Origin of the sequence: Curtobacterium sp. MCBD17_028 (genome assembly GCF_003234875.1) — a bacterium.
In the GTDB taxonomy this organism is placed as follows: Bacteria; Actinomycetota; Actinomycetes; order Actinomycetales; family Microbacteriaceae; genus Curtobacterium.
The window spans coordinates 206,590-228,194 of the sequence record NZ_QKTQ01000001.1 but is presented as its reverse complement, the minus strand read 5'-3'; the positions used below and the strand labels follow the sequence as shown (position 1 = coordinate 228,194).

Sequence of the window (21,605 nt, the reverse complement as noted above, 5' to 3'; positions counted from 1 at the left end):
ACTGGGCCTGCCGCTCCGGCGGCGGGGGCCTTTAGCTCAGTTGGTAGAGCGCCACGTTTACACCGTGGACGTCGTCGGTTCGAGCCCGGCAGGGCCCACCTCGACAGCCCGCGTCCGTGGGACCCGTCCGATCGGTCCGCACGCTGCGGACGAGCCCGCGCCGAAGCGACGCGGGAGTCAGGAGTCATCCGTGGGAACGGACATCCGGTTCCGAGTCGGCCACGACGAGCGCGAGTGGGACGCCCTCGTCGCGGCGAGTCCGGGCGCCACCGCATTCCACGACTGGTCGTGGCTCCGGATGCAGACCGACCTCCACGGTTGGCGGTTCGAGCCCCTGGTCGTCGAGCACCGCGGCCGTGCGGTCGGCGTGTTCCCCGTCCTGCTGCGGTCGCCCAGCAGAGCGCGACCCGCGGATCCGCCGTTCCCCTTCGTCGGACCGCTCGTGCCCGAGGCGCTCCTGGCGAGCACGTTGCGCCAGTTCCGACGCTGGCAGCTCGTGCACCGGGTGCCGGTCGTCCGGTTCGACTTCGGGCCCGGCGTCGCGGCGGCCGGCGAAGCAGCACTGGTCGGCAACGGATCCGAGTGGAGCGCCGACCGCACGTTCGTCATCGACCTGGTCGGTTCCTCGCCCGAGTCCCTGGTGGCCGGCATGAAACGCGGCGCGCGCCAGGCCCTCCGCGCGGCCGGACGTCACGCGGTGGAGGTCAGACCCGCGCTGCCCGACGAGGTCACGACGTTGCTGCCGCGGGTCCTGAGCGAGTCCTACGAGAGCCGGGGCGTGCCCTCGCCCTATCCCTCGGAGATCGGCGAGCGCGTCGCACGCTGGGCAGCGGACCGGTCCGACGTCTACCTCTCCACCGCACTCGTCGCGGGGGAACCGGTCGGTGTGCTCGTCGCGCTGGGGAGCCACGACGTGGTGACGGGATGGGCGGGTGGAACGCTCCGAGCGCACCGCGCCGTCAACCCGAGCACCGTGCTCTACCACGACATGCTCCAGTGGTCCCTCGCCCGGGGCCACAGCGCGGTCGACCTCGTCGGCTACGTCGACCTGGGCGTGAGCAGGTTCAAGATGTCGCTCGGGGCCGTCGAGCGGCCCTACGTCAACGCCGTCTCGTCGCCGGTGCCGCGCTTCGTGCGATACGCCGTCGCCCGGGTCCGGGACCGTGGCACGGCGGCCGGCCCGCGCTGACACCGCCTCTCCCGGTCAGCCGGCCGCGATCGCCGGTGCCGGTGCGTCACCGGTCTGCTCCGACGAGCGGCGACGCCAGTGGGCGGGGGAGACGCCCACCGCACGCTTGAACGCGGTGCTGAAGGCGCTCTCCGAGCCGTAGCCGAGCTCCGCGGCCAGGGCACCGACGCGGACGTCGGGGTCGCGGAGCGCCCGTTGCGCGAGCAGCATCCGCCACCGTGACAGGTACGCGAGGGGTGGGATGCCGGCGACCGACCGGAACCGCTCGGCGAAGGTCGTGCGGGACATCCCGGCGGCACGTGCGAGCTCGGCGAGGCCCCAGGACCGGCCGGGGTGATCGTGCATGAGTCGGAGCGCGGGCGCGAGCGGTTCGTCGGCGAGCAGGCGGAACCACCCGACGGGCGGACGCTCCTGCTCCAGGTACGCGCGGAGGACCTCCAGGAGGATGAGTTGCGCGTTCTGACGGATGGCGAACGCGGACCCCAGGCGTCCACTCGATGCCTCGCGGAACAGTTGCGCCACCAGGGTGGCGAGTCGGGCGGCCGGGGGCGCCGAGGCGCGGACGTGCACGAGACCGGGCAGCGCGGTCCGGAACAGCGCCTGCCCGGCCGGGTTGACCTGGATCCACCCGCCGACGAGGACGTCGTCCGTGGAGAGGTCGGCCGCGGCCAACGCCATGGAGTCGAAGCGCGCGTCGGGGACGAACTCCGCGGGCGGTCCGTCGCCGACGCCACCCCGGATCTCCAGGTGCGTCCGGTGGTTCAGCAGGACGACGTCACCGGGGCCCAGTTCGACGGGCCCGATCGGTCCTCCGGGTCCGTCGACGACGATGCGAGCGGAACCGGCGACGAGCGCGACGAGCTTGAGCGGCCGCCTGATCGTCCCGTGGGACGTCCACGAACCGCGGACCGCGAAGCCACCGGTCATCAGGCCGCGGACCTCGACCTGGTCGAAGACGTCGGACAGGGCGTCGCTCTGCGGGGAGTGGACCATGGTCCGTACTCTGCCGCATGAGAACAGGACGCGCGATGATTCCGCGTCCGATCCTCGACGATGAGACTGAGGGCATGACCTCGCAGCAGATCCCCCTCGGGACGCCGTTCACCGCAGCCTCCACCGCAACCGACGTCCTCCGGGGCGTCGACCTCACCGGGGAGGAGGCGATCGTCACCGGCGGCCACAGCAGGCTGGGCCGCGAGGTCTCGCGCGCCCTCGCCGCCGCCGGTGCGTCGGTCACGGTCGCCGCCCGCGACACCGCCCGCGCCGCCGAGGCGGTCGCCGGGATCGACGGCGTGCGCGTCGAGCAGCTCGACCTCACCGACCCGGACTCGATCGACGCCTTCGCCACGCGGTGGAACGAGACCGGACGGCCGGTGCACATGCTCGTGAACAACGCCGCGGTGCTGTTCACCCCCGAGCTCCAGCTCGACGCGCGCGGGCACGAACTCGCCTTCTCGACGTCCCACCTCGGTCACTTCCAGCTCACGCGTGCCCTCCTCCCGGCCCTCCGGGCGGCGCACGGGGCACGCGTCGTCACCGTGACCTCCGGCGCGGCCCGCATCGGGGGCGTGCGGTGGGACGACCTCGACTTCCGGTCCGGCTACGACCCCCTCGCGGCCTACGCCCAGTCGAAGCGGGCGAACGTGTTGTTCACGGTCGAGCTCGACCGGCGCTCCGCGGGGCAGGACATCCGGGCCTTCGCGGTACACCCCGGCGTCGTCATCGGACCCGGTCCGCACGCACCCGGGCGCGTCGACTCCTACCGCGCGCAGGGTCTCGTCGACGAGCACGGTGCCACCGTCATCGACCCGGAGGTGGGCAAGAAGACGGTCGAGCAGGGCGCCGCCACCATCGTGTTCGGCGCGGCCAGCCCGTGGCTCGACGGGGTCGGTGGCGTCTACCTCAAGGACAACGACGTCGCCGTGCTCGACGACGTCGAGCGACCGGTGACCGCCGACAGCATCCCGGCCGACGCGAACTCGGCGATGCGTGACCCCGCCGACGCACGGCGCCTGTGGGAGCTGAGCGAACAGCTGCTCGCCTGAGGACGCGCGGTCGATCCCGCCGCCGACCGTACCGCGTCGTCGGTCGGTCCTCCGTCATCGCCGCCGGGTCCGTCGGGGGCTGCTGGTCAGTAGCTGATGCCGGCGAACGTCGCGTACGACGGCTTCTTGACGTGCGCGGACGTGTACAGGCCGAAGTCACCGTCGATGCCGCCGTCCTGCCAGTCGTAGAGGAACACCGGACCGAGCTGCGGGTACTTGGCGGCGACCTGGAACAGCTGGGTGATCGTCTGCTGCTGCTGCGCGACGGTGTACGCGGGGTAGCCGCCGTCGGTGCCGGTGGGCATCCCGGCCTCGGTGATCCAGATCTTCTTCGCGCTGTCCCCGTTGCTCGACATGATCGCGAGCAGGTCCGGGAGCACGGAGAGGACGTTGTAGCCCCCGTCCGACGTCGCCGGCATCGCCGGGTACACGTACGGGTGCAGGTTCAGCGCGTCGAAGCTGCCGCGCGCCCCGTCCTCGTACATCTGGTCGATGAAGTCGAACGGGTGGTAGTTGCTGCCCTGCGCGCTCCGTGTCGGGGACTCCTTGCCGTAGGGCGCCATACCGGCCATCAGGACGGTCGCCTTCGGGTCCGCAGCGTGGATCATCGGGTACACGGTCTCGAGCAACGCCGTGTACGCGGCCGGGTCCGGGGTCCCGCCCCAGTTCGCCCCGAGGTTGACCTCGTTGCCGATCTCGAACGTGTGCACGCCGAGCGCGGCGAGCTGCGTCACGGAGGACGTCATCCACCCACCGGCCGCCTTGTACCCGGCGGACTCGGGCATCGGCGCGGTGCCGTCACCGAGGATGACGAGCACGTCCAGCCCGGCCGACCGCGCGGCCGTGATCGTCTGGGTCGTCGCGCCACCGTGGCGGGTGGTGTTCCCGGCGTAGTTGTAGTCGAGGCGGACCCACGTCGCACCCGTCGAACGCATGTCGGCGAAGACGGCGGTCGCCGCCGACGCGCTCATCGTGTTGATCGTGTTCTCGTACAGACCACCGGGCGAGATGCCCTTCCCGCGCCCCGAGGAAGCGGGGGAGGGGCTGGCGCCCACCGGGACCCACGCGGGGGTCCCGATCATGGTGATCGGGGTCCGCGGGGGCACCACGGCGGTCGACGAGGCGGCGCTGGCGGCCGGCGACGGCGCAGCGCTGGGTGCCGCGGCGGACGAGGGGCTGCTCGGTGCCGCGGCGGGCGAGGAGCTGCTCGGTGCGGCCGGTGCCGGCTCGCGGACTCCGACGGCGAGCTGTGCGGCAGGGAGTGCGTCGGACAGCGCGCCGGTGTGCGGTGCTGTCCCGGTCGCGGGCCCACGGGTCGTCCGGGCTTCCACCGACGCTGCTGCGGCGGACGGCCCTCCAGTCCGAGGAACCGACGACACCTGCGGGCGCTCGCTCGGAGCCGACCCGCCCCGGACCGTCCCGCTGACCGCACCGGGCGCCGCGGGTGCCGCCACTGCGGCGCCCGTCGGGGAGGCGGGTGCACCGAAGGCCACGTCGGCGTCGCCCGCGGCGCGGGTGCCGGACGCGCCGGGCCCGCTCACGCACCCGGTCAGCGTGACGCCCGCGATCACGGCAACGGCGATCGCTGCCCAGGTCCTCCGTGTCCGAGGACGCCGGGAGGACCCGGTGGGTACAGCGAGGGAAGTGCTGACGCTTCCTGATCGCGTCCGCGGCCTGCCGGTCAGGTCGTGGTGGTTGGCCATGAGACAAGGAATGCGGCAGCGTGCGCTGCGGACAATTCCCGCGTTCTGGGGACCCTCCCAGAACGTGGGACAAACGGTGCGCGACGGTGGACCGCACCGCGGACCGTCCCGGCGAGCTCCGCGCAGCGCCGGGTGCGGTGCTCGACGTCCCAGTTCGAGGGTGAAACAGTCGGCACCACTACTGCCGAGTCGCCGCCCGAACGTATCGTGGGCGCCGGCCGTCGACCGAGCGAACAGGGGCTCGGGGCGCCGTCGGCGGACACGGGTCAGTCGTGTCCGCAGACCTCGTCCACGTTCTGCCGTCCATCGGGGAGGGCGCACGTCGGGGTCGCGCCGATCGACGAGCCGACGAGCGACATCGCACCCACGCCATCGAGTCCCACCGACGGCGTGACCGGACAGGGAGGCAGCATGACCGGCAACCGCGGCGACCACCGTTCCGCCCACACGACCGGGGCCGGATCCCGAGCGACGAAGGGCACCCTCGCCGGCATCGTCGTCGCCGCGCTCGCCGGGGCGACCGTCATCGGCATCGCCGCGCCCGCGTCCGCGTCGCGGCTCCAGCCCGTCGTCCCGGAGCCGACGGTGCCGGCCTCCCACGCCTCCACCGGCTCCGCGTCCACCGGTGCGACGCCGGCGGACACCCGGGTCGACCTCACAGTCGTGTTGACGCCGCGCGACCGCGCGGCGCTGCGCGACCTGCCCGCGAGGGCGCACGGCCTCTCCGCGCACCAGCGGGGGACCCGGATCGCCGGGACGAGCCCCACGACCTCGGGTCGCGCGCGGGTCGAGGCGGCACTCGTCGACGCCGGCTTCACCGTGTCCGACGCGGGGCCCTGGAACGTCAGTGCGAGCGGGACCGTGGGTGACGCGGAGGCCGTGTTCGGCGTCCGCGTCGTCGGCACCGGCACGCAGATGCACCCCGTCGGCCACCTGACCATGCCGGCGTCCTTCGGAGGCGCGGCAACCACCGTCCTCGGGCTCGATCGGCGGCTCGTCGCGGTGCCGGCAAGCGTGCCGGGGACGCCCGTCAGCGACTTCCGCACGGCCTACTCGGCCTCGGCGAACGCCGGCGCCGGCACCACGATCGCCACCGTGCAGTTCTCCGGCTGGAACGCCGGGGACCTCACCGCCTACGCGAACGCGGCGGGGACCGCCGTCCCGTCGGTGACACAGATCCCGATCGACGGAGCGGACCCGACCGCCCCGAGCGACACGAACGGCGGGGTCGAGGTCGCGCTCGACCAGGAGACCATCCTCGGGAACGCGCCCGCGGCCGCGCAGCGCATCTACTTCGTCAACCAGGACGCCCAGGGCGTGTACGACGCCTACAGCCGCATCGCGGACGACGTCGTGGCCCACGGCATCACCGCGGTCAGCGAGTCCTGGGGGTCCTGCGAGGCCGACATGGACCAGGCCACGCACGCAGCACTCGAGGACGCCATCGACCGCATCGTCGGAGCGGGCGCGACCATGTTCGCCGCGGTCGGCGACACGGGGGCGTCGTGCCAGGGCCTGTCCGGCCCGGCGACCAGCGTCCTCTACCCCGCAGCGAGCTCCGCGGTGGTCGCCGTGGGCGGCACGAGCCTCACCGAGAACGCCGACGGCTCGTTCTCCGAGAGCGTGTGGAACAACAGCAGTGGTTCCGGCGGTGGCGGGTACGCCAGCCTCGACTCCGCGTCGTACCAGGCGGGGACGAACGCCGATCCGTCCCGGGGACGAGCCGTCCCCGACATCGCCGCCGAGGCCGACCCCTACCAGGGCCCTGGCATCTACACCAGCAGCACCAACGGCTGGGTGCTCGGTGGTGGGACGAGCCTGTCCACGCCGATGATGGCGGCGCAGCTCGCCACCACCCTCGCGGACCGCGGCTGCACGAGCGGCATCGGCGACATCCACGCCGCGATCTACGCCCACCCTGGTGACTTCCAGGACGTCACGAGCGGGTCGAACGGCACGTACCCGGCGACGGCGGGCTACGACCTCGCGACCGGTCTCGGAAGCCCCAACTGGTCGAAGCTCCGCGGCGACCTGCCCGTGTCACCGGCGTGCTCGTCCACCCCGCCGGTGTCGAGCACCTCGCCCACGGGGACCCCGAGCCCGACGCCGACCGGCTCGCCCACGGCGGCTCCGACCGCCGCGCCGACGCAGACTCCGGCGCCGACCCCGTCGCCCACCCAGACCCCGGCACCGCCGGTGACCGGGATCTCCGCCGACGGCACCAAGCTCCTCGGCGCCACCACCATGACGGCCGGCCAGAGCATCCACTCCCCGTCGCGTCAGTACCACCTCGACATGCAGGCGGACGGCAACCTCGTCGAGTACGGCAACGGCCGCGCGCTCTGGGCGACCGGCACGACCCGGTACCACGGCGCGCACCTCGCACTGCAGGCGGACGGCAACGCCGTGCTGTACGCCGTCACGGGCAAGGCGGTGTGGGCCACGGGCACATCGGGGAAGGGAGCTGGCGCCGTCCTGAGCATCGACGACCACGGGCGCCTGAGGCTCACCCGCAACGGCTCGACGTTGTGGAACAACAAGCGCCCCGGCGCGGACACCCTGACACCCGGCGCCGTGATCACCGCCGGTCAGTCCATCTGGGACTCCGCCGAGCGACGCCAGTTCGTCCTGCAGACGGACGGCAACGTCGTCGTCTACAAGGACGGGAAGGCGGTCTGGTCGACCCGTACGAGCGGCAGGGGCGGCGCGAAGCTGACCCTGCAGTCGGACGGGAACCTCGTGCTCTACACGAAGGCGGCCAAGGCCCTGTGGTCGAGCAAGACCAGTCGGTTCGGTGGCTCCGGGATGAAGCTCACGCAGCAGAGCGACGGGAACCTCGTCCTCTACAAGAACGGCAAGGCGGTGTGGGCCACCGGGACCAACCGGTGACCTGGAAGCGCCCCCGTCTGCATGAGGTGGGGCCGCGTCCGGCCCGGTGACGGGCCCCGCCCGGTACCGGTACGGTCGGTGTCGACCCGATCGGTCGAGGACGACGAGGAGTTGGCGATGGCGGCACTGCGCGACCTGCAGCCCGAGGAGAAGCTCGAGCGCCTGCTCGCCGAGGAGCGTGAACTCGAGCAGGAGCGCTTCGACCTCGACGACGCATGGGCGGTCGGCTCCTGGCTGCGGGCGACCGCGATCGAGCGCGGGCTCGGCGTCGGCATCGCCGTCGCCTTCGGTGAGCAGCGGGTGTTCCACGTCGCGACGCCCGGATCCGGCGCGGTGAACGACGCGTGGCTGGATCGGAAGTTCCGGGTCGTCCGCCACTTCGGGCACTCGACGCTCGCGGTCCGGACGCAGTACGAGGCCGACGGCACGACGTTCCGGGACTCCTCCGCGCTCGACCCGCTGCTGTACCAGGCGGCTGGGGGCGGATTCCCGCTCCGGGTCCGTGGCGCGCTCGTCGGGGTCCTCGGCGTCAGCGGACTCGAGATGCACGCCGATCACGAGTTGGTGGTGGAGGCGCTCCGGGCGCACCGCTCGGCCTCCAGCGCGTGAGCGACCCGCTTCTCGAGCAGACCCGATCCGGGTACGACGCAGCGGCGGACACCTACGCGGAACACCTGCCGGACACGTCCTTCGAAGCGCCGATCGACATGGCGATGGTCGATCACTTCGCGCACATGCTCCCTCGTGCCGCGACCGTCCTCGACGCCGGATGCGGCACCGGCAGGATGCTCCGGCACCTGCAGGACCGTGACGGGACGATGCGGCTCACCGGCGTCGACATCTCGTCCGGGATGCTGGCCCACGCCGCCCGACGAGGGATCGCGGTCGACCTGCGGCAGAGCGACCTCGCGGACAGGAGGCCCCCCTCACGGCGTTCCTGCACGAGCCGTCGTCGGTCACCGGGCTCCTGCGGTCACTCGGGTTCCGCGTCGACGCCGTCCTCGACCGCGCGCCCCGGCAGGTGGAGCGGCACCGGCAGGGGTTCGTGCTCGCCCGCACGGCGGGCTGACCAGCCGACCAGGCGTACCGACGTGCATGGGACGGTCCTGGGCCGCCCCGATCCTCCACCCGCGTAGCGTCCGCTCTGCCACGTCAGCCCGGGTCCGGACGCCATCGGCCACCGCCCGCGTCGTCGCTGCGACGCTCGACGCGCCGGAGCCGCACCACCGCCGAGGAACACACCGCCGGCACCGCCGGAGCAGACCAGGGAGCACCGCCATGTCCGAGAACAACACCGTCATCCGCAGCATGCACGACATCGGGCTCGCCGCCTGGTTCGGCGGGAACCTCATGGGGGCGACCGGCCTGAACGGCGCTGCGGCCGGAGCGAAGGACCCGGTCGAGCGGCTCACGCTGTCGGCGCTCGGGTGGAGCAAGTGGGCGCCGTTGCAGCTGGCGGCGCTCTCGGTCCACGCGATCGGTGGCGCCGGCCTGATCATCGCCAACCGGGACCGGCTCGGCGTGCAGCCGGAGGCCCGGACCAACACGGGCGTCAAGCTGACGCTCACGATCGTCGCCGCCGTGACGACCTTCTGGTCGGCATCGCTGGGCAAGAAGATGGCCGAGCACGCCTCCGAGGGCGCGGCCGGCACGACGGAGGCGTCGCCCGCCGCCTCCTCGACGCTCACGTCAGCGCAGCGTCAGCAGAAGATCCTGCAGTGGGTGACGCCGGTGCTCACGGGCATCCTGCTCGTGATGGGCGCCCAGCAGGGGGAGCAGCAGCGGTCCGCCGCCGGCGTCATCGACAAGCGGCGCCGCTGACCGCACCACCGACGGACGGGAGGGACGGCACGAGCTGGTGCCGTCCCTCCCGTCCGTCGGAGCGGGGTCGTCGCGAGCGGCGAGCGCGTCCTCATCGCGCGTCGACGGCCTCGTACGCCTGCCACATCGCCGCGTACCGGCCCTCGCGCGCGAGCAGCTCGTCGTGCGGGCCGAGTTCCGCGATCCGCCCTCCCGCGATCACGGCGATGCGGTGTGCCGCGCGTGCCGTCTGCAGCCGGTGGGCGATGACGATCGTGGTCCGACCGGACGCGACGGTCTGCATCGCCGCCGTCACGCGCGCCTCGGTGAGCAGATCGAGGTTCGAGGTGGCCTCGTCGAGCAGCAGGACCGCGGGATCGACGAGTTCGGCACGGGCGAGGGCGATGAGCTGCCGATGCCCCGCGGAGAGGGACCGCCCCCGTTCCGACAGCTGGTGGTGGTAGCCGCCGGGGAGCTCGGACACGAACTCGTGTGCACCGACGGCACGGGCCGCCGCCTCCACGTCGGCATCGGTGGCGTCCATCCGGCCGTACGCGATGTTGTCCCGGACGGTGCCGGTGAACAGGAACGCCTCCTGCGGCACGTACCCGAGTTGCCGGCGGTACGCCCGCAGGTCGAGCGTGCGGAGGTCCCGCCCGTCGACGAGGACGGCGCCGTCGTCCGGGTCGTAGAACCGCGCGATGAGCTTCATCACGGTCGACTTGCCGGCGCCCGTCTCGCCGACGAACGCGATCGTCTCGCCCGGCCGCACGGCGAGCGTGACGTCGTGCAGTGCCTCCGGCGGTCGGACCGCCCTCGCCGGCGGGGCGGCGGACGCGGTGCGCGGGTCGGCCGGGCCGCGGCGTTCCGCTGGACGCACGGGCGTGCGCACCACGGGATAGGCGAACCGCACCGACCGCAGCTCCAGCGCACCCGACAGGCGGGGCGGGACGACGGCGTCCGACGCGTCCGGGGTGAGGGTCTCGAGCGCCATGAGGTCGCTGATCCGCGACACCGACACCCGCGTCTGCTGCCACGCGTCGAACACCTGCGACAGCTGCTGGATGGGCGAGAAGAACATGTCGATGTAGAGCAGGAACGCGATGAGCGCCCCGGACGTCAGGTGTCCGGACCCGATGAGCGTCGCGCCGACGCCGAGCACGATGACGTCGGCGACCCCGGACAGGAACTGCACGAACGGGAAGTACGTCGCGACGAGACGCTGCGCCGCGATCCGCGAGTCGAGGTACCGCCGCCCCAGCGCGTGGAAGTGCCGCACCGTCGCGGCCTCGTGCACGAACGCCTGGGACTCGCGGACGCCGGACAGACTCTCCTGGAAGTCCGCGTTGACGACGGCGATGCGCTCACGCGCCTCGTCGTACAACCGGGAGGACCGGCTCCGGAACCACACGGTCGCCCCGGCGAGCGGGACCACGACCGACAGGGTCAGCAGACCGAGTTCGGGGTCGATGAGCACGAGCGCGACGCCGACCCCGACGAACGTCACGATCGACACGAGCGCCGAGAGCAGGCCGTTCTGGATCAGCGTCTCGAACTGGTCCACGTCCGTCGTCATCCGGGTCATCACCCGGCCCGCCATCTCACGCTCGTAGAAGTCGAGGGACAACCGCTGGAGCTGCGCGAAGATCCGGATCCGCAGACTCAGCATGATCCGCTGGGCCGCCTTGCCCGTCACGAAGGTCTCGGCCATGCCGTCGGCGAGGTCCGCGAGCGTCACGAGCAGGAACAGGGCCGCGGCGCCGAACAGCACGACCTCGGAACCCCGCTGCACGCCGTCGTCGATGCCGGTCTTGACGAGCACCGGCCCGAGCAGGCCGGCGACCGCGTCGACCACGACGAACAGGAGGGCCAGCAGCAGCGGACGTCGGAACTCCCGCAGCAGCGTTGCGAGTGAGAACCGTCGGTCCTGCACGGTCTCGCGGTCGAGGTCGACCGTCGGGACGTCCCGGATCGGTCCGAGCGCCGCCACCCGCGCGAGCAGTTCCGGGGTCGCCGCGAACATGCCGGCCATGCCCCGCCCGCTGCCGCGTCCGCGACCGCCGAGCCCCATGCCGAGGCCACCACCGGGCCCCGACGTCGCGACCGTGGTCGCCGCCGCCGCTCCGGGCCTCCAGGCATCGTCCGTCACGCCGCCCGCCGCCTGCGCGAGCCGGCTCAGGGCGTCGATGTCACCCGCCGCGGCCGCCGCCGCGGTGTCGTCGGTCGCGTCGTCGTCGAGGCCGGTGACGAGCGCGCGGTACACCGCACTCGTGGCGACGAGGGACTCGTGCGTCCCCTCGTCGACGACGCGCCCGTGGTCGACGACCAGGATGCGGTCGGCGAGGTGCAGCGTCGACTCGCGGTGGGCGATGAGGATCACCGTCCGGTCCCGGAGTTCGCCGCGGAGCGCGTCGTGGATCGACTGCTCGGTCGAGGCGTCGATCGCGCTCGTCGCGTCGTCGAGCACGAGGATCCGCGGATCGGACAGGATCGCCCGGGCGAGGGCGATCCGCTGCCGCTGCCCGCCGGACAACGACAGGCCACGCTCACCGACGACGGTGTCCAGCCCCTTCGGCAGCGCATCGATGAACCCGATCGCATGAGCGACCTGGGCCGCGTGGCGGATCTCCGCCTCGGTCGCCGAGGGACGCCCGTAGGCGATGTTCGCCCCGACCGTGTCCGAGAACAGGAAGCTGTCCTCGAACACCATGCCGATGGCGCCACGGATCGAGTGCAGGCTGAGGTCGCGGAGGTCGTGTCCGTCGAGCAGGACCCGCCCGGACTCCGGGTCGTGGAACCGGGCGACGAGGGACGCGACCGTCGACTTGCCGCTCCCGCTCGGCCCGACGAGGGCGACGCGCTCGCCGGGTCGCACCTGCAGGTCGAGCCCGTCGAGCGCGGGGTGCATGTCGGCACTCCCGGTCCCGTAGGAGAAGGTCACACCCTCGAACACGACGTCGCCCCGGACGTGGTCCACCGCCACGGCGTCCGGCGCGTCCCGGATCGCGGGCTCCCGGTCGATGAGCTGGAAGATCCGCTCGATGCCGACCTGCGCTTGCTGTCCGATCGTCAGCACGCCCGCGAGCTGCCGAGCGGGCGCCATGAGCGCGGCGACGTAGCTCGTGAACGCGAGGAACGTGCCGATGGTGATCCGGCCCTCCAGGGCGAGCCACCCGCCCAACGCCAGGATCGCGACCTGCGCGAGGGTCGGGATCGACTCGAGCAGGGGCTGGAACCGCGCCTGGATCCGCACCGAACGCATCTGCGCGCCGTAGAGGCCGGTCGCGACGCGCGTCAGGTGCTCGACCTCGTGCCGCTCCCGGCCGAACGCCTTGACGACGCGGACCCCGTTGACGTCCTCGTCGACGATCTGCGCCACCTCGCCCTCGCGCTGCTGGGCGTCCCAGGTCGCGGGCATGATCCTGCGCCGCATCCGGTACGCCGTCACGACGAGGACCGGCACCATCACGAGGCTGACCAGGGCGAGCAGGGGTGACAGCGTGAACATCACGACGATCGACAGGACCATCAGGATCACGTTGCCGCTCATGATCGGCAGCATGTTGAGCAGGCCCTGCACGAGCGCCGAGTCGGAGTTCGCCCGGCTGACGAGTTGCCCCGTCGGCATCTGGTCGAGGCTCGCGAAGTCCATGCGCTGCAGGTGGTCGTGCATGTCGTTGCGGAGGTCGTTCTGCACCTCGAGCGCCACCCGGCCGCCGCGGTACCGCCGCAGGTACGTGAAGCCGAACGTCGCGGCGGCGAGCGCCAGGAGCAGCGCCAGCCACGGTCCGAGCGGCGAGGTGTGCGCGACGATCACGCCGTCCACGATGCGACGGGCGACGAGCGGTACGACGACCTGGCAGAGGCTCCCGAGCAGCGCCGCGACGAGCGAGATGACGACGCTCCTGCGGTGGCGGAGCATGTAACGCCAGAGGCGGCGGATCCAGCCCTCGGTGCTCGGGTCGGTCACGCGCGCCACTCTACGCCGGATGGTTCCGGCTCCGAACCATCTGCGTGCGGCCGTCGTCGCCGCTACCAGTGGGTACGCTTCGCGGGTGGATGCGACGCAGCCCTCCGGGACGACGAGACGACGGATCGAGCTGCGGCTCCGGAAGCCGGCGCTGGCGTGGTTCGCCCGACCGACCGTCGTGGTCGACGGACGCGGGCACCCGGCGCAGTGGGGGACCGGCACGTGGGGGGTGTCGGACGCGGGCGGCACCGAGATCGCCGTGTACCTCTACAACCGCGTGTGGCGCTTCGGCGCGGCCAGCACCACCGTCGGCGGGGGCGGAGCGGCCCCCGCGGTCCTCGAGTACCGCGTCGGTGTCCTGCCGACCGCGCGGGGGCGGCTCGTCTCGCTGCGCTGAGACACGCGTTCCCTGGGAAGCACCGGTGTCCTCGTCCCACGGCTCCGGCCACCCGACGCGTAGGAAGGGCTGCAGCGGCCGGCGCCCTGTCGGTCGGAGACGAAGGAGACAACATGGCACAGGGAGTAGCGGCGGTCTGGGTGCCCGTCACGGACATGCAACGCGCGGTCGCGTTCTACCGCGACACGCTCGGACTCGAGGTCACGCACGAGGGTGACGACTGGAGCGAGATCGACGGCGGTGGCCTGCGTATCGGCCTGAACGCCCGCGAGGACGCGAAGCCCGCGAGTGACGGCGGCGCCGTCATCACGTTCCAGCCGGACGGGAGCATCGAGGACGAGATCGCGACGCTCAAGGAGCGCGGCGCCGACATCGAGGGCTCCGTCAGCGAGCACCCGTGGGGTCGGATCATGCCGTTCAAGGACTCCGAGGGCAACGACCTGCAGTACTACACGCCGCCGCAGGGCTGACCGCGCCACGGAGCGGGCGGGAGGGACGTGCGGCGGCTGCCGCTGAGCGACTCGACCGCACGCACCGCCCCCGGCGGGGAGTAGCGTCCGCCTCGGCACCCGACGCCGCGGTCCGCGGCGCCCGACGAAGGAGGTCCCGCCATGCCCGCACTCATCGACACCTTCACCATGTCGAACGGCCTGCACATCCCGAAGATCGGCTTCGGCACCTGGCAGATCCCCGACGGGGCGGCCGCGTACGACGCCACCCGCGCCGCGCTCGACGCCGGGTACCGGCACATCGACACGGCACGCGCCTACGGCAACGAGGCGAGCGTCGGCCGTGCGATCAAGGACAGCGGCGTCCCGCGCGACGAGGTGTTCGTGACCACGAAGTGCCCGGCCGAGGTGAAGACCGCCGACGGCGCCCGTCACGCCTTCGCCGAGTCCGAGCGCCTGCTCGACGTCGGCCCGATCGACCTGTACCTCATCCACGCGCCCTGGCCCTGGAACGCGATCGGCTCGGACCACCGCGCCGGGAACATCGAGGTGTGGAAGGTGTTCGAGGAGCTCTACGACGCCGGGCGCACCCGCTCGATCGGCGTCTCCAACTTCGACGTGGACGACCTCGATTCCCTCGCCGCGGACACCGACGTCGTCCCGCACGCCAACCAGATCCGCTGGTTCATCGGCAACACGCAGGACGAGACCACCGCCTACTGCCGCGAGCGGGACATCCTCGTCGAGGGGTACTCGCCGCTCGCCACGGGCGGTCTGCTCGAGAACGAGGCGATCCGGGCGATCGGCGAGCGGTACGGCAAGTCCGTCGCCCAGGTCGCGATCCGCTACCTGCTCGAGAAGGACGTCCTGCCCCTGCCGAAGTCCACCACGCCGTCGCGCATCGCCGAGAACGCCGACGTCGACTTCGCGCTGTCGGCCGAGGACATCGCGACGCTCGACGCGCTCGAGGACACCGACGCCTGACGCTCCGTGGAGGCGGTGGTCCGTACCGTCACGGCAACCGCCTCGAGGAACGGACCAGGATGAGCGCCACGAACGACACGACCGACACCGCGTCGACCGACATCGCGATCACGGACACCGACGCGACCGAGGTCGTCCGGTTCCTCGCCGAGCACCGGCAGCGTGTCGTCGACGAGTTGAGCGCGTGGGTGGCGATCCCGTCCGTCGGCGCGCTCCCGGAGCGGGCCATCGACGTCGAGCGGTCCGCGCACTGGCTCGCCGGCGAACTCCGGGCGATCGGGTTCACGACCGAGCTCCTGCGGGCCGGGCCGTCCGTGGCGGTGTACGCCGAGTGGCAGGTCGATCCCGCGCTGCCGACCGTGCTCGTGTACAGCCACCACGACGTGCGGGACGCGAAGCCCGAGGAGTGGAAGGAGACCGCGCCGTTCGCGCCCGTGCTCCGCGACGGCCGGCTCTACGGCCGCGGTGCGTCGGACGCGAAGGGCCAGATGATCGCGCACCTGTGGGGACTGCGGGCGCACCTGGCGACCCGACCGGACGGGTTGCCGGCGGTCAACTTCCGGGTGATCGTCGAGGGCGAGGAGGAGCTCGGCTCGACGCACTTCGCGGACCTCATCGAGACCCACCGGGACCGGTTCGCCTGCGACGTCGTCGTGTTCTCCGACACGCTGCAGTGGAAGCAGGGCAACCCCGCCGTCGTCACCTCGATGCGCGGCATGACCGGGGCCACGCTGACCATCACCGGGCCGGAGCGCGACGTCCACAGCGGAGCGGCGTCCGGACCGACGCCGAACCCCGTCCACGTGCTCGTCGACGTCCTCGGCCGGCTGCACGACGACGACGGCCGCATCGCCCTGCCCGGCTTCTACGACGACGTCGAGGAGCTGACCGACGAGCGGCGGCGCGAGCTCGAGGACCTGTCCTTCGACACCGACGTCTGGCTCGAACGCACCGAGACGCGGAGCGTCACGGGCGAGCGCGGGTTCACGGTCGAGGAGCGCCTGTGGGCACGGCCGTCACTCGAGATCCTCTCGGTCCTCGCGGGCGACCCGACCGGCGTCTCGCGTGCGGTCATCCCGTCCCATGCCACCGCCGAACTCAGCATCCGCACCGTCCCGGGGCAGCACGTGCACACCGTCGCAGAGCAGGTGCGCGCGTTCTTCGACGAGCACATCCCGGACAGCGTGGTCTACGAACTGTCCATCCCGGAGGAGTCGGGGCAGGACCCGTACGTCACACCGTCCGGGCCCGCGCTCGACGCCCTCGACCGAGCCATGGCGCGCGGACACGGGACCCCCACCGCCGGCCGCATGGGCAACGCGGGCGGCGGGCCCGCCGAGCTGCTCGGACGCGAGCTCGACGTCCCGGTGCTGTTCGTGGGCACGGGGCTCCCCGAGGACCACTGGCACTCGAGCGACGAGAGCATCGACCTCGAGATGCTCGTCGCCGGCGCGGCCTCGATCGCGCACCTGTGGACCGAACTCGGCGCGTCGATCGAGCCCGAGCGCTCCTGACGCTCCCGCTCAGCGGTACCGGGGCTTGCGCGGCGGCCGGTCGTCGCGGTCGTCGCGCCCGCCTCGGTCGTCACGATCGCGGCGCGGACCGCCACGACGGTCCGGGCGGATCTCGATGAGCTTGCCGCTGATCCGGGTGTCCCGCAGGCGGTCGAGGACGTCCTCGGACAGGTCCGCCGGGAGCTCGACGATCGAGAAGTCCGGACGGATCTGGATCTGACCGAAGTCGTCGCGGCCGAGGCCACCCTCGTTCGCGAGCGCGCCCACGATCTGGCGCGGCTCGACGCGCTGCCGACGACCCACCTCGATCCGGTAGGGCGCCATCGGCTGCGTCGACCGGGCCCGCCGCTCGGGCCGTTCGCCGCGTCCGCCGATCTGGTCGTCGCGGTCGTACACGCGCGGTCCGCGGTCCTCGGTGGCGCGGCGCTGCCGCTCCTCCTGCGGGTCGAGCAGCAGCGGCTCCTCACCCTGGGCGACGACGGCGAGGGCCGCCGCGACGTCTGCCTCGGGCACGTCGTGGTGCTCGACGTAGTGCCCGATGATGTCGCGGAACGCCGAGATCCGGTCCAGCTGCTCGAGCGCCGCGGTGATCGCGTCGTCGAACCGCGCCAGACGCGTGACGTTGACGTCCTCGACCGTGGGCAGCTGCATCTGCGTGAGCGGCTGACGCGTCGCCTTCTCGATGGCGCCGAGCAGGCGGCGCTCACGGGGCGTGACGAAGCTGATGGCCGCACCACTCCGGCCGGCGCGGCCGGTGCGTCCGATGCGGTGCACGTAGGACTCGGTGTCGATCGGGATGTCGTAGTTCACGACGTGCGTGATGCGGTCGACGTCCAGGCCCCGTGCCGCGACGTCGGTGGCGACGAGGATGTCGAGCTTGCCGGACTTGAGCTGGTTGACCGTGCGCTCGCGCTGCGCCTGTGCGACGTCCCCGCTGATGGCGGCGGCGGCGTACCCCCGGGCCCGGAGCTTCTCGGCGAGCGTCTCGGTCTCGCTCTTCGTGCGGACGAACACGATCATCCCCTCGAAGTTCTCGACCTCGAGGATGCGGGTCAGGGCGTCGACCTTCTGCGGGTAGGACACGAGCAGGTAGCGCTGGGTCGTGTTCGCCGAGGTCGTCGTCTTCTGCTTGACGGTGATCTCGGCCGGGTCGTCCAGGTACTGCTTCGAGATCCGACGGATCTGCGCCGGCATGGTCGCCGAGAACAACGCGACCTGCTTGTCGTCCGGCGTCTCGGCGAGGATCGTCTCGACGTCCTCCGCGAACCCCATCTTGAGCATCTCGTCGGCCTCGTCGAGCACGAGGTACTTGAGCTCGGACAGGTCGAGGGTGCCCTTGGCGATGTGGTCCATGATGCGCCCCGGCGTGCCGACGACGACGTCGACACCGCGGCGGAGCGCCGACAGCTGGACGCCGTACGCCTGCCCGCCGTACACCGGCAGGACGTGCACACCGCGCATGTGCGCGGCGTACTGCTCGAACGCCTCGCACACCTGGAGTGCGAGTTCACGGGTGGGGGAGAGCACGAGGGCCTGCGGCAGTTTCTGCGAGGACGCGAGCCGCGACAGGATCGGCAGCGCGAACGCAGCGGTCTTGCCCGTGCCCGTCTGTGCGAGGCCGACGACGTCGCGCCCCTCGAGGAGCGTGGGGATCGTGGCGGCCTGGATCGCGGACGGCACCTCGTACCCGATGTCGCGCACGGCCTTGAGGACCGGCTCGCTCAACCCGAGGTCGGCGAACGTCGGCGAAGCCCCGTCGGTGTCGGCGGCGGTCGGCGTGTCCGTGTCGGTGCTCATACAGGAACGGTATCCGGTCGAGGGTGTCCCGCGTGGCGGATCGCGGGCCCGCCTCCCGTCCGGCGTCAGCCGAGTCCGGCGACGAGGTTGACGAGCGTCGCGAGGATGACCGATCCGAACACGTACGCCAGCAGGCAGTGGCGGAGCACGACGCGACGGATCGCCGTGGACGTGACGGCCGTGTCGCTGACCTGGAACGTCATCCCGAGGTTGAAGGCGAAGTACGCGAAGTCGCCGTACGCGGGCGGCGTCCGCTGGTTGAAGTCGATGCCGCCCTCGGCGTCGCCGCCGTAGTACTGCACGGCGTACCGCAGCATGAACAGCGTGTGGATGAGGATCCACGACAGGGCGACACTGAGCACGGCGAGGGCCGCCAGGAGGTCCGCTCGGAGCCCGCCGCTCTCCTTCGACCCGATGAGCGTCATGCCGACGATGAAGAGGCTCCCGACCGCTGCGAGCACGAGGAGGACGTGGCTCACGCGGCGCGTCGGGTCCTCGCGGAGCGCGTGGACGCGGGTGGCGACGCCGTCGAGGCCGTGGACGGCGGTCCAGACCCGCACGAGGTAGGTCAGGCAGGCGGCCGTCCAGCCGATCGCCCAGGCCGCGAGCCCGGCGTGCACGACGAAGGCGACGACGCCGGCGGCCACGCCGACGACGACCATCGCGATGAGGCGAGCACGGGAGCGGCCGCGGTGCGCGCCGACCTGCATGGAGTCCACCGCATGATCGTCGCCGCCGGTGACTCCGCGCGGGCTGCGACACGCGCTCGCGGCGTCGCCGACCTACTCGTCGTCCGGGTGCTCGCGGTGGTCCCGCGCCGTGCGCAGGCCGACGACGAGCGCCGCGATGCCGGCGATGAAGCCGCCGAACGTGCTGATGACATTCGAATCATCCGGGCCGGGCACGCCGCGCACCAGGTTGACCAGCGCGCTGATCCCGTCGACGACGAACACGACGCCGAGCGCGTACCAGACGAGGTCCGCGTGCCGCTGGAGCCACCCGGAGATCCGCGGCTCGTCCTCGTCGGCGTCCGTTCGCGGGGTGGTCTCGTCGTCCATGGTCGGGATGCTAGCCGCTGGGCACTCGGTGGCCGCTGGCCGTGCGACCGCCCCCTGCGGTCGGGTGCACGTGGTTCGGCACGGTCGCGTCCCGGTGGTCGTGCCCGGCGTGTCAGGTGGCGGCCGTGCCGCGCAGCTCGATGGCGATCTGGGTGGCGTCGAGGTTGGCGAGCGCGTCCTCCAGGACGTCGGCGTCGAACGTGCCGTTGTCGCGGGCGTCGAGCAGCGCGGACCGTTGCGCCGCGATGACGGCGAGGCGGTGCTCCTTGGCGATGCCGAACTGCTCCAGGGTCGGGTCGCCCCCGAGCTGCGGCGGCTCGGGCACGGACTCGCCGCTCGACCGCATGAGCTCGAAGAGCCGCGTGCGTTCGGCGTCCGTCTGCTGTTCGAGCGCCGCGGTGTCCCGTGGTGGCGTGATCCGCCGCAGCAGGGGCCCGATCGTGCCGCCCTGGACGAGGAGCGACAGGGCCGCGACCGCGAACGCGATGAGCACGAGAGCCGAGCGCTGTGGCGTGTCGTGCGGGAGGGTCTGGGCGGCGGCGACCGTGACGGCACCGCGCATGCCCGCCCAGACGACCGCGGTGCCCTCGCGCCATCCGAGCGGCTCTCGCCGGAAGTACGCGATGTCGGCGAGCACCTGCGTCACGCGTCGGGCGAACCGCTCGAGGTCCCGCGCGGACCGCGGGCGGCCACCGGAGCCCGGACCGCGCTGCCGCGCGTTCACCTCGACGAACGCCTGCCGTTGGCCCTCGGGCGTGTCGAGCTTCGCCTGCACGCCCTGCAGTCGGTCCTCCAGCCGGACTCCGCGGCCCGCCCGGGCACGGAGGACCCGGAGCAGCGGCGCGACGTACGCGGCCCGGACCATCACCGTGAGCACGAACGCGCCGACGGCGACCAGGACGGCGATCCCGACACCGGCGTGGTCGTGGTGCACGGCCCCGACGATCGACGTGATCTGCAGGCCCATGGTCAGGAACACGATGCCCTCGAGCACGAGCTCCACCGTCCGCCAGTTCTGCGAGTCCGACAACCGGTGCTGCGGCGACAGGTCCCGCGGCGCGAAGACGCCCGTGATGAGGCCCGCGACGACGGCGGCCACGAGTCCGGACGCGCCGAGGGCCTCCGCCGGGACCGCCGCCGCGAACGGCACCGCGAACGAGATCACCGTGTTCACCGTGGGGTCGGTCACGCGCTTGCGCACCACGAGGTCCAGCCAGCCCACGAGCCACCCGATCAGCAGCGCCACGACGACCGAGTACGCGAACGTCCCGACCGCGCCCCAGAACGAGAAGGACGCGGCCGTCGCGACGATCGCGGTGCGGAGGAGCACGAGCGCCGTCGCGTCGTTGAGCAGGCTCTCGCCGTCGAGCATCGCCACGACGCGCTTGGACACCGACGTCCGCTTGATGATCGACGTGGCCACGGCGTCGGTCGGACTCACGATCGCGCCGAGCGCGACGCCCCAGGCGAACCCGAGGCCGGGCAGGACGAGCATGAAGAACAGGCCGAGCACGAGTGCGCTGCCGACGACGAGCAGGACGGACAGTCCGCTGATCGCCCCGAACTCGCGCCGGAAGTTCATGGCCGGCATCGACACCGCCGACGCGTACAGCAGTGGGGGGAGGAGGCCCTCGAGCACCCACGCCGGCTCGATGTGGACGGAGGCGAACCACGGCAGGAAGCTCGCACCGACGCCGATCGCGACGAGCACGAGCGGCGCGGCGATCCCGATGCGCGGGCCGACCACCGCGGCCGCGGCGATGAGCACGAGCGCGGACACGATGAGCACCAGGAGTTCCGTCACGGATCC

17 protein-coding genes and 1 tRNA gene are annotated in these 21,605 nt (G+C 72.3%); 11 read left to right on the top strand and 7 right to left on the bottom strand.

Annotated features, from left to right (window positions below):
- Positions 1-25: 25 nt before the first annotated feature.
- Together DEI86_RS01070 and DEI86_RS01065 are read left to right on the top strand one after the other, a co-directional pair.
- A tRNA-Val gene (locus tag DEI86_RS01070) sits at positions 26-98 on the top strand.
- A gap of 92 nt (positions 99-190) precedes the next feature.
- Positions 191-1,189 carry a GNAT family N-acetyltransferase gene (locus DEI86_RS01065; protein WP_111048590.1) on the top strand — a complete coding sequence of 333 codons (999 nt, stop codon included), beginning with the start codon at positions 191-193 and terminating at the stop codon, positions 1,187-1,189.
- A gap of 15 nt (positions 1,190-1,204) precedes the next feature.
- Here DEI86_RS01065 and DEI86_RS01060 read toward each other — a convergent pair whose 3' ends face one another.
- On the bottom strand, positions 1,205-2,182 hold the full coding sequence (locus tag DEI86_RS01060) for an AraC family transcriptional regulator (protein ID WP_111048589.1): 978 nt from the start codon (positions 2,180-2,182) through the stop codon (positions 1,205-1,207).
- Positions 2,183-2,256: 74 nt separating this feature from the next.
- Here DEI86_RS01060 and DEI86_RS01055 point away from each other — a divergent pair, with 74 nt between their 5' ends.
- Positions 2,257-3,234, top strand: coding sequence for an SDR family NAD(P)-dependent oxidoreductase (locus DEI86_RS01055; protein WP_111048727.1), 978 nt, complete (start codon positions 2,257-2,259; stop codon positions 3,232-3,234).
- Positions 3,235-3,320: 86 nt separating this feature from the next.
- On the opposite strand, the gene DEI86_RS01050 is transcribed toward DEI86_RS01055, so the two are convergent.
- The gene (locus tag DEI86_RS01050; protein WP_146244347.1) at positions 3,321-4,316 is read right to left on the bottom strand and encodes a hypothetical protein; all 996 of its coding nucleotides are present in this window, start codon (positions 4,314-4,316) and stop codon (positions 3,321-3,323) included.
- A 1,032-nt stretch (positions 4,317-5,348) separates the two neighbouring features.
- Between DEI86_RS01050 and DEI86_RS01045 the strand changes: the two genes are divergently transcribed.
- The 4 genes from DEI86_RS01045 to DEI86_RS01030 all read left to right on the top strand — a co-directional run bounded on the left by DEI86_RS01045 (position 5,349) and on the right by DEI86_RS01030 (position 9,647).
- The gene (locus DEI86_RS01045) at positions 5,349-7,826 is read left to right on the top strand and encodes a hypothetical protein (RefSeq protein WP_111048587.1); all 2,478 of its coding nucleotides are present in this window, start codon (positions 5,349-5,351) and stop codon (positions 7,824-7,826) included.
- A gap of 117 nt (positions 7,827-7,943) precedes the next feature.
- Positions 7,944-8,435: a heme-degrading domain-containing protein gene (locus DEI86_RS01040; protein ID WP_111048726.1), complete on the top strand. Its 492-nt coding sequence runs from the start codon at positions 7,944-7,946 to the stop codon at positions 8,433-8,435.
- A gap of 98 nt (positions 8,436-8,533) precedes the next feature.
- On the top strand, positions 8,534-8,962 hold the full coding sequence (locus DEI86_RS17010; protein WP_375342160.1) for a class I SAM-dependent DNA methyltransferase: 429 nt from the start codon (positions 8,534-8,536) through the stop codon (positions 8,960-8,962).
- Between the two features lie 142 nt (positions 8,963-9,104).
- Entirely contained in the window at positions 9,105-9,647 is a 543-nt protein-coding gene (locus tag DEI86_RS01030; protein WP_111008722.1) for a hypothetical protein, read from the top strand.
- A gap of 91 nt (positions 9,648-9,738) precedes the next feature.
- Here DEI86_RS01030 and DEI86_RS01025 read toward each other — a convergent pair whose 3' ends face one another.
- Positions 9,739-13,596 carry an ABC transporter ATP-binding protein gene (locus DEI86_RS01025; protein WP_220038477.1) on the bottom strand — a complete coding sequence of 1,286 codons (3,858 nt, stop codon included), beginning with the start codon at positions 13,594-13,596 and terminating at the stop codon, positions 9,739-9,741.
- A gap of 85 nt (positions 13,597-13,681) precedes the next feature.
- On the opposite strand from DEI86_RS01025, the gene DEI86_RS01020 reads away from it, so the two are divergent.
- The 4 genes from DEI86_RS01020 (at position 13,682) to DEI86_RS01005 (ending at position 16,940) form a co-directional block, all read left to right on the top strand.
- Positions 13,682-13,993: a hypothetical protein gene (locus DEI86_RS01020; protein ID WP_111025934.1), complete on the top strand. Its 312-nt coding sequence runs from the start codon at positions 13,682-13,684 to the stop codon at positions 13,991-13,993.
- A gap of 113 nt (positions 13,994-14,106) precedes the next feature.
- Positions 14,107-14,463, top strand: coding sequence for a VOC family protein (locus tag DEI86_RS01015; RefSeq protein WP_111008724.1), 357 nt, complete (start codon positions 14,107-14,109; stop codon positions 14,461-14,463).
- Positions 14,464-14,604: 141 nt separating this feature from the next.
- Positions 14,605-15,426: an aldo/keto reductase gene (locus DEI86_RS01010; RefSeq protein ID WP_111048585.1), complete on the top strand. Its 822-nt coding sequence runs from the start codon at positions 14,605-14,607 to the stop codon at positions 15,424-15,426.
- A 59-nt stretch (positions 15,427-15,485) separates the two neighbouring features.
- On the top strand, positions 15,486-16,940 hold the full coding sequence (locus DEI86_RS01005) for a M20/M25/M40 family metallo-hydrolase (protein ID WP_111048584.1): 1,455 nt from the start codon (positions 15,486-15,488) through the stop codon (positions 16,938-16,940).
- Between the two features lie 9 nt (positions 16,941-16,949).
- On the opposite strand, the gene DEI86_RS01000 is transcribed toward DEI86_RS01005, so the two are convergent.
- The 4 genes from DEI86_RS01000 to DEI86_RS00985 form a co-directional block, all read right to left on the bottom strand.
- Positions 16,950-18,737 carry a DEAD/DEAH box helicase gene (locus DEI86_RS01000; RefSeq protein ID WP_111048583.1) on the bottom strand — a complete coding sequence of 596 codons (1,788 nt, stop codon included), beginning with the start codon at positions 18,735-18,737 and terminating at the stop codon, positions 16,950-16,952.
- Positions 18,738-18,802: 65 nt separating this feature from the next.
- Entirely contained in the window at positions 18,803-19,447 is a 645-nt protein-coding gene (locus DEI86_RS00995; RefSeq protein ID WP_111008948.1) for a DUF1345 domain-containing protein, read from the bottom strand.
- 72 nt (positions 19,448-19,519) lie between these two features.
- Positions 19,520-19,795: a hypothetical protein gene (locus DEI86_RS00990; protein WP_111008728.1), complete on the bottom strand. Its 276-nt coding sequence runs from the start codon at positions 19,793-19,795 to the stop codon at positions 19,520-19,522.
- A gap of 112 nt (positions 19,796-19,907) precedes the next feature.
- Positions 19,908-21,599 (bottom strand): sodium:proton antiporter, encoded by a 1,692-nt coding sequence (locus DEI86_RS00985; RefSeq protein ID WP_111048582.1) that lies wholly within the window; start codon positions 21,597-21,599, stop codon positions 19,908-19,910.
- Between the last annotated feature and the right edge of the window lie 6 nt (positions 21,600-21,605).

Bases quoted from the DNA above. Each gene is read 5' to 3' on its own strand.
- DEI86_RS01045 (WP_111048587.1), top strand. From the start codon at position 5,349: ATGACCGGCAACCGCGGCGACCACCGTTCCGCCCACACGACCGGGGCC.
- DEI86_RS01015 (WP_111008724.1), top strand. From the start codon at position 14,107: ATGGCACAGGGAGTAGCGGCGGTCTGGGTGCCCGTCACGGACATGCAA.
- DEI86_RS01050 (WP_146244347.1), bottom strand. From the start codon at position 4,316: ATGATCGGGACCCCCGCGTGGGTCCCGGTGGGCGCCAGCCCCTCCCCC.
- DEI86_RS01030 (WP_111008722.1), top strand. From the start codon at position 9,105: ATGTCCGAGAACAACACCGTCATCCGCAGCATGCACGACATCGGGCTC.
- DEI86_RS01055 (WP_111048727.1), top strand. From the start codon at position 2,257: ATGACCTCGCAGCAGATCCCCCTCGGGACGCCGTTCACCGCAGCCTCC.
- DEI86_RS01005 (WP_111048584.1), top strand. From the start codon at position 15,486: ATGAGCGCCACGAACGACACGACCGACACCGCGTCGACCGACATCGCG.
- DEI86_RS01040 (WP_111048726.1), top strand. From the start codon at position 7,944: ATGGCGGCACTGCGCGACCTGCAGCCCGAGGAGAAGCTCGAGCGCCTG.
- DEI86_RS01060 (WP_111048589.1), bottom strand. From the start codon at position 2,182: ATGGTCCACTCCCCGCAGAGCGACGCCCTGTCCGACGTCTTCGACCAG.
- DEI86_RS01000 (WP_111048583.1), bottom strand. From the start codon at position 18,737: ATGAGCACCGACACGGACACGCCGACCGCCGCCGACACCGACGGGGCT.
- DEI86_RS17010 (WP_375342160.1), top strand. From the start codon at position 8,534: ATGGCGATGGTCGATCACTTCGCGCACATGCTCCCTCGTGCCGCGACC.
- DEI86_RS00990 (WP_111008728.1), bottom strand. From the start codon at position 19,795: ATGGACGACGAGACCACCCCGCGAACGGACGCCGACGAGGACGAGCCG.
- DEI86_RS01010 (WP_111048585.1), top strand. From the start codon at position 14,605: ATGCCCGCACTCATCGACACCTTCACCATGTCGAACGGCCTGCACATC.
- DEI86_RS00995 (WP_111008948.1), bottom strand. From the start codon at position 19,447: ATGCAGGTCGGCGCGCACCGCGGCCGCTCCCGTGCTCGCCTCATCGCG.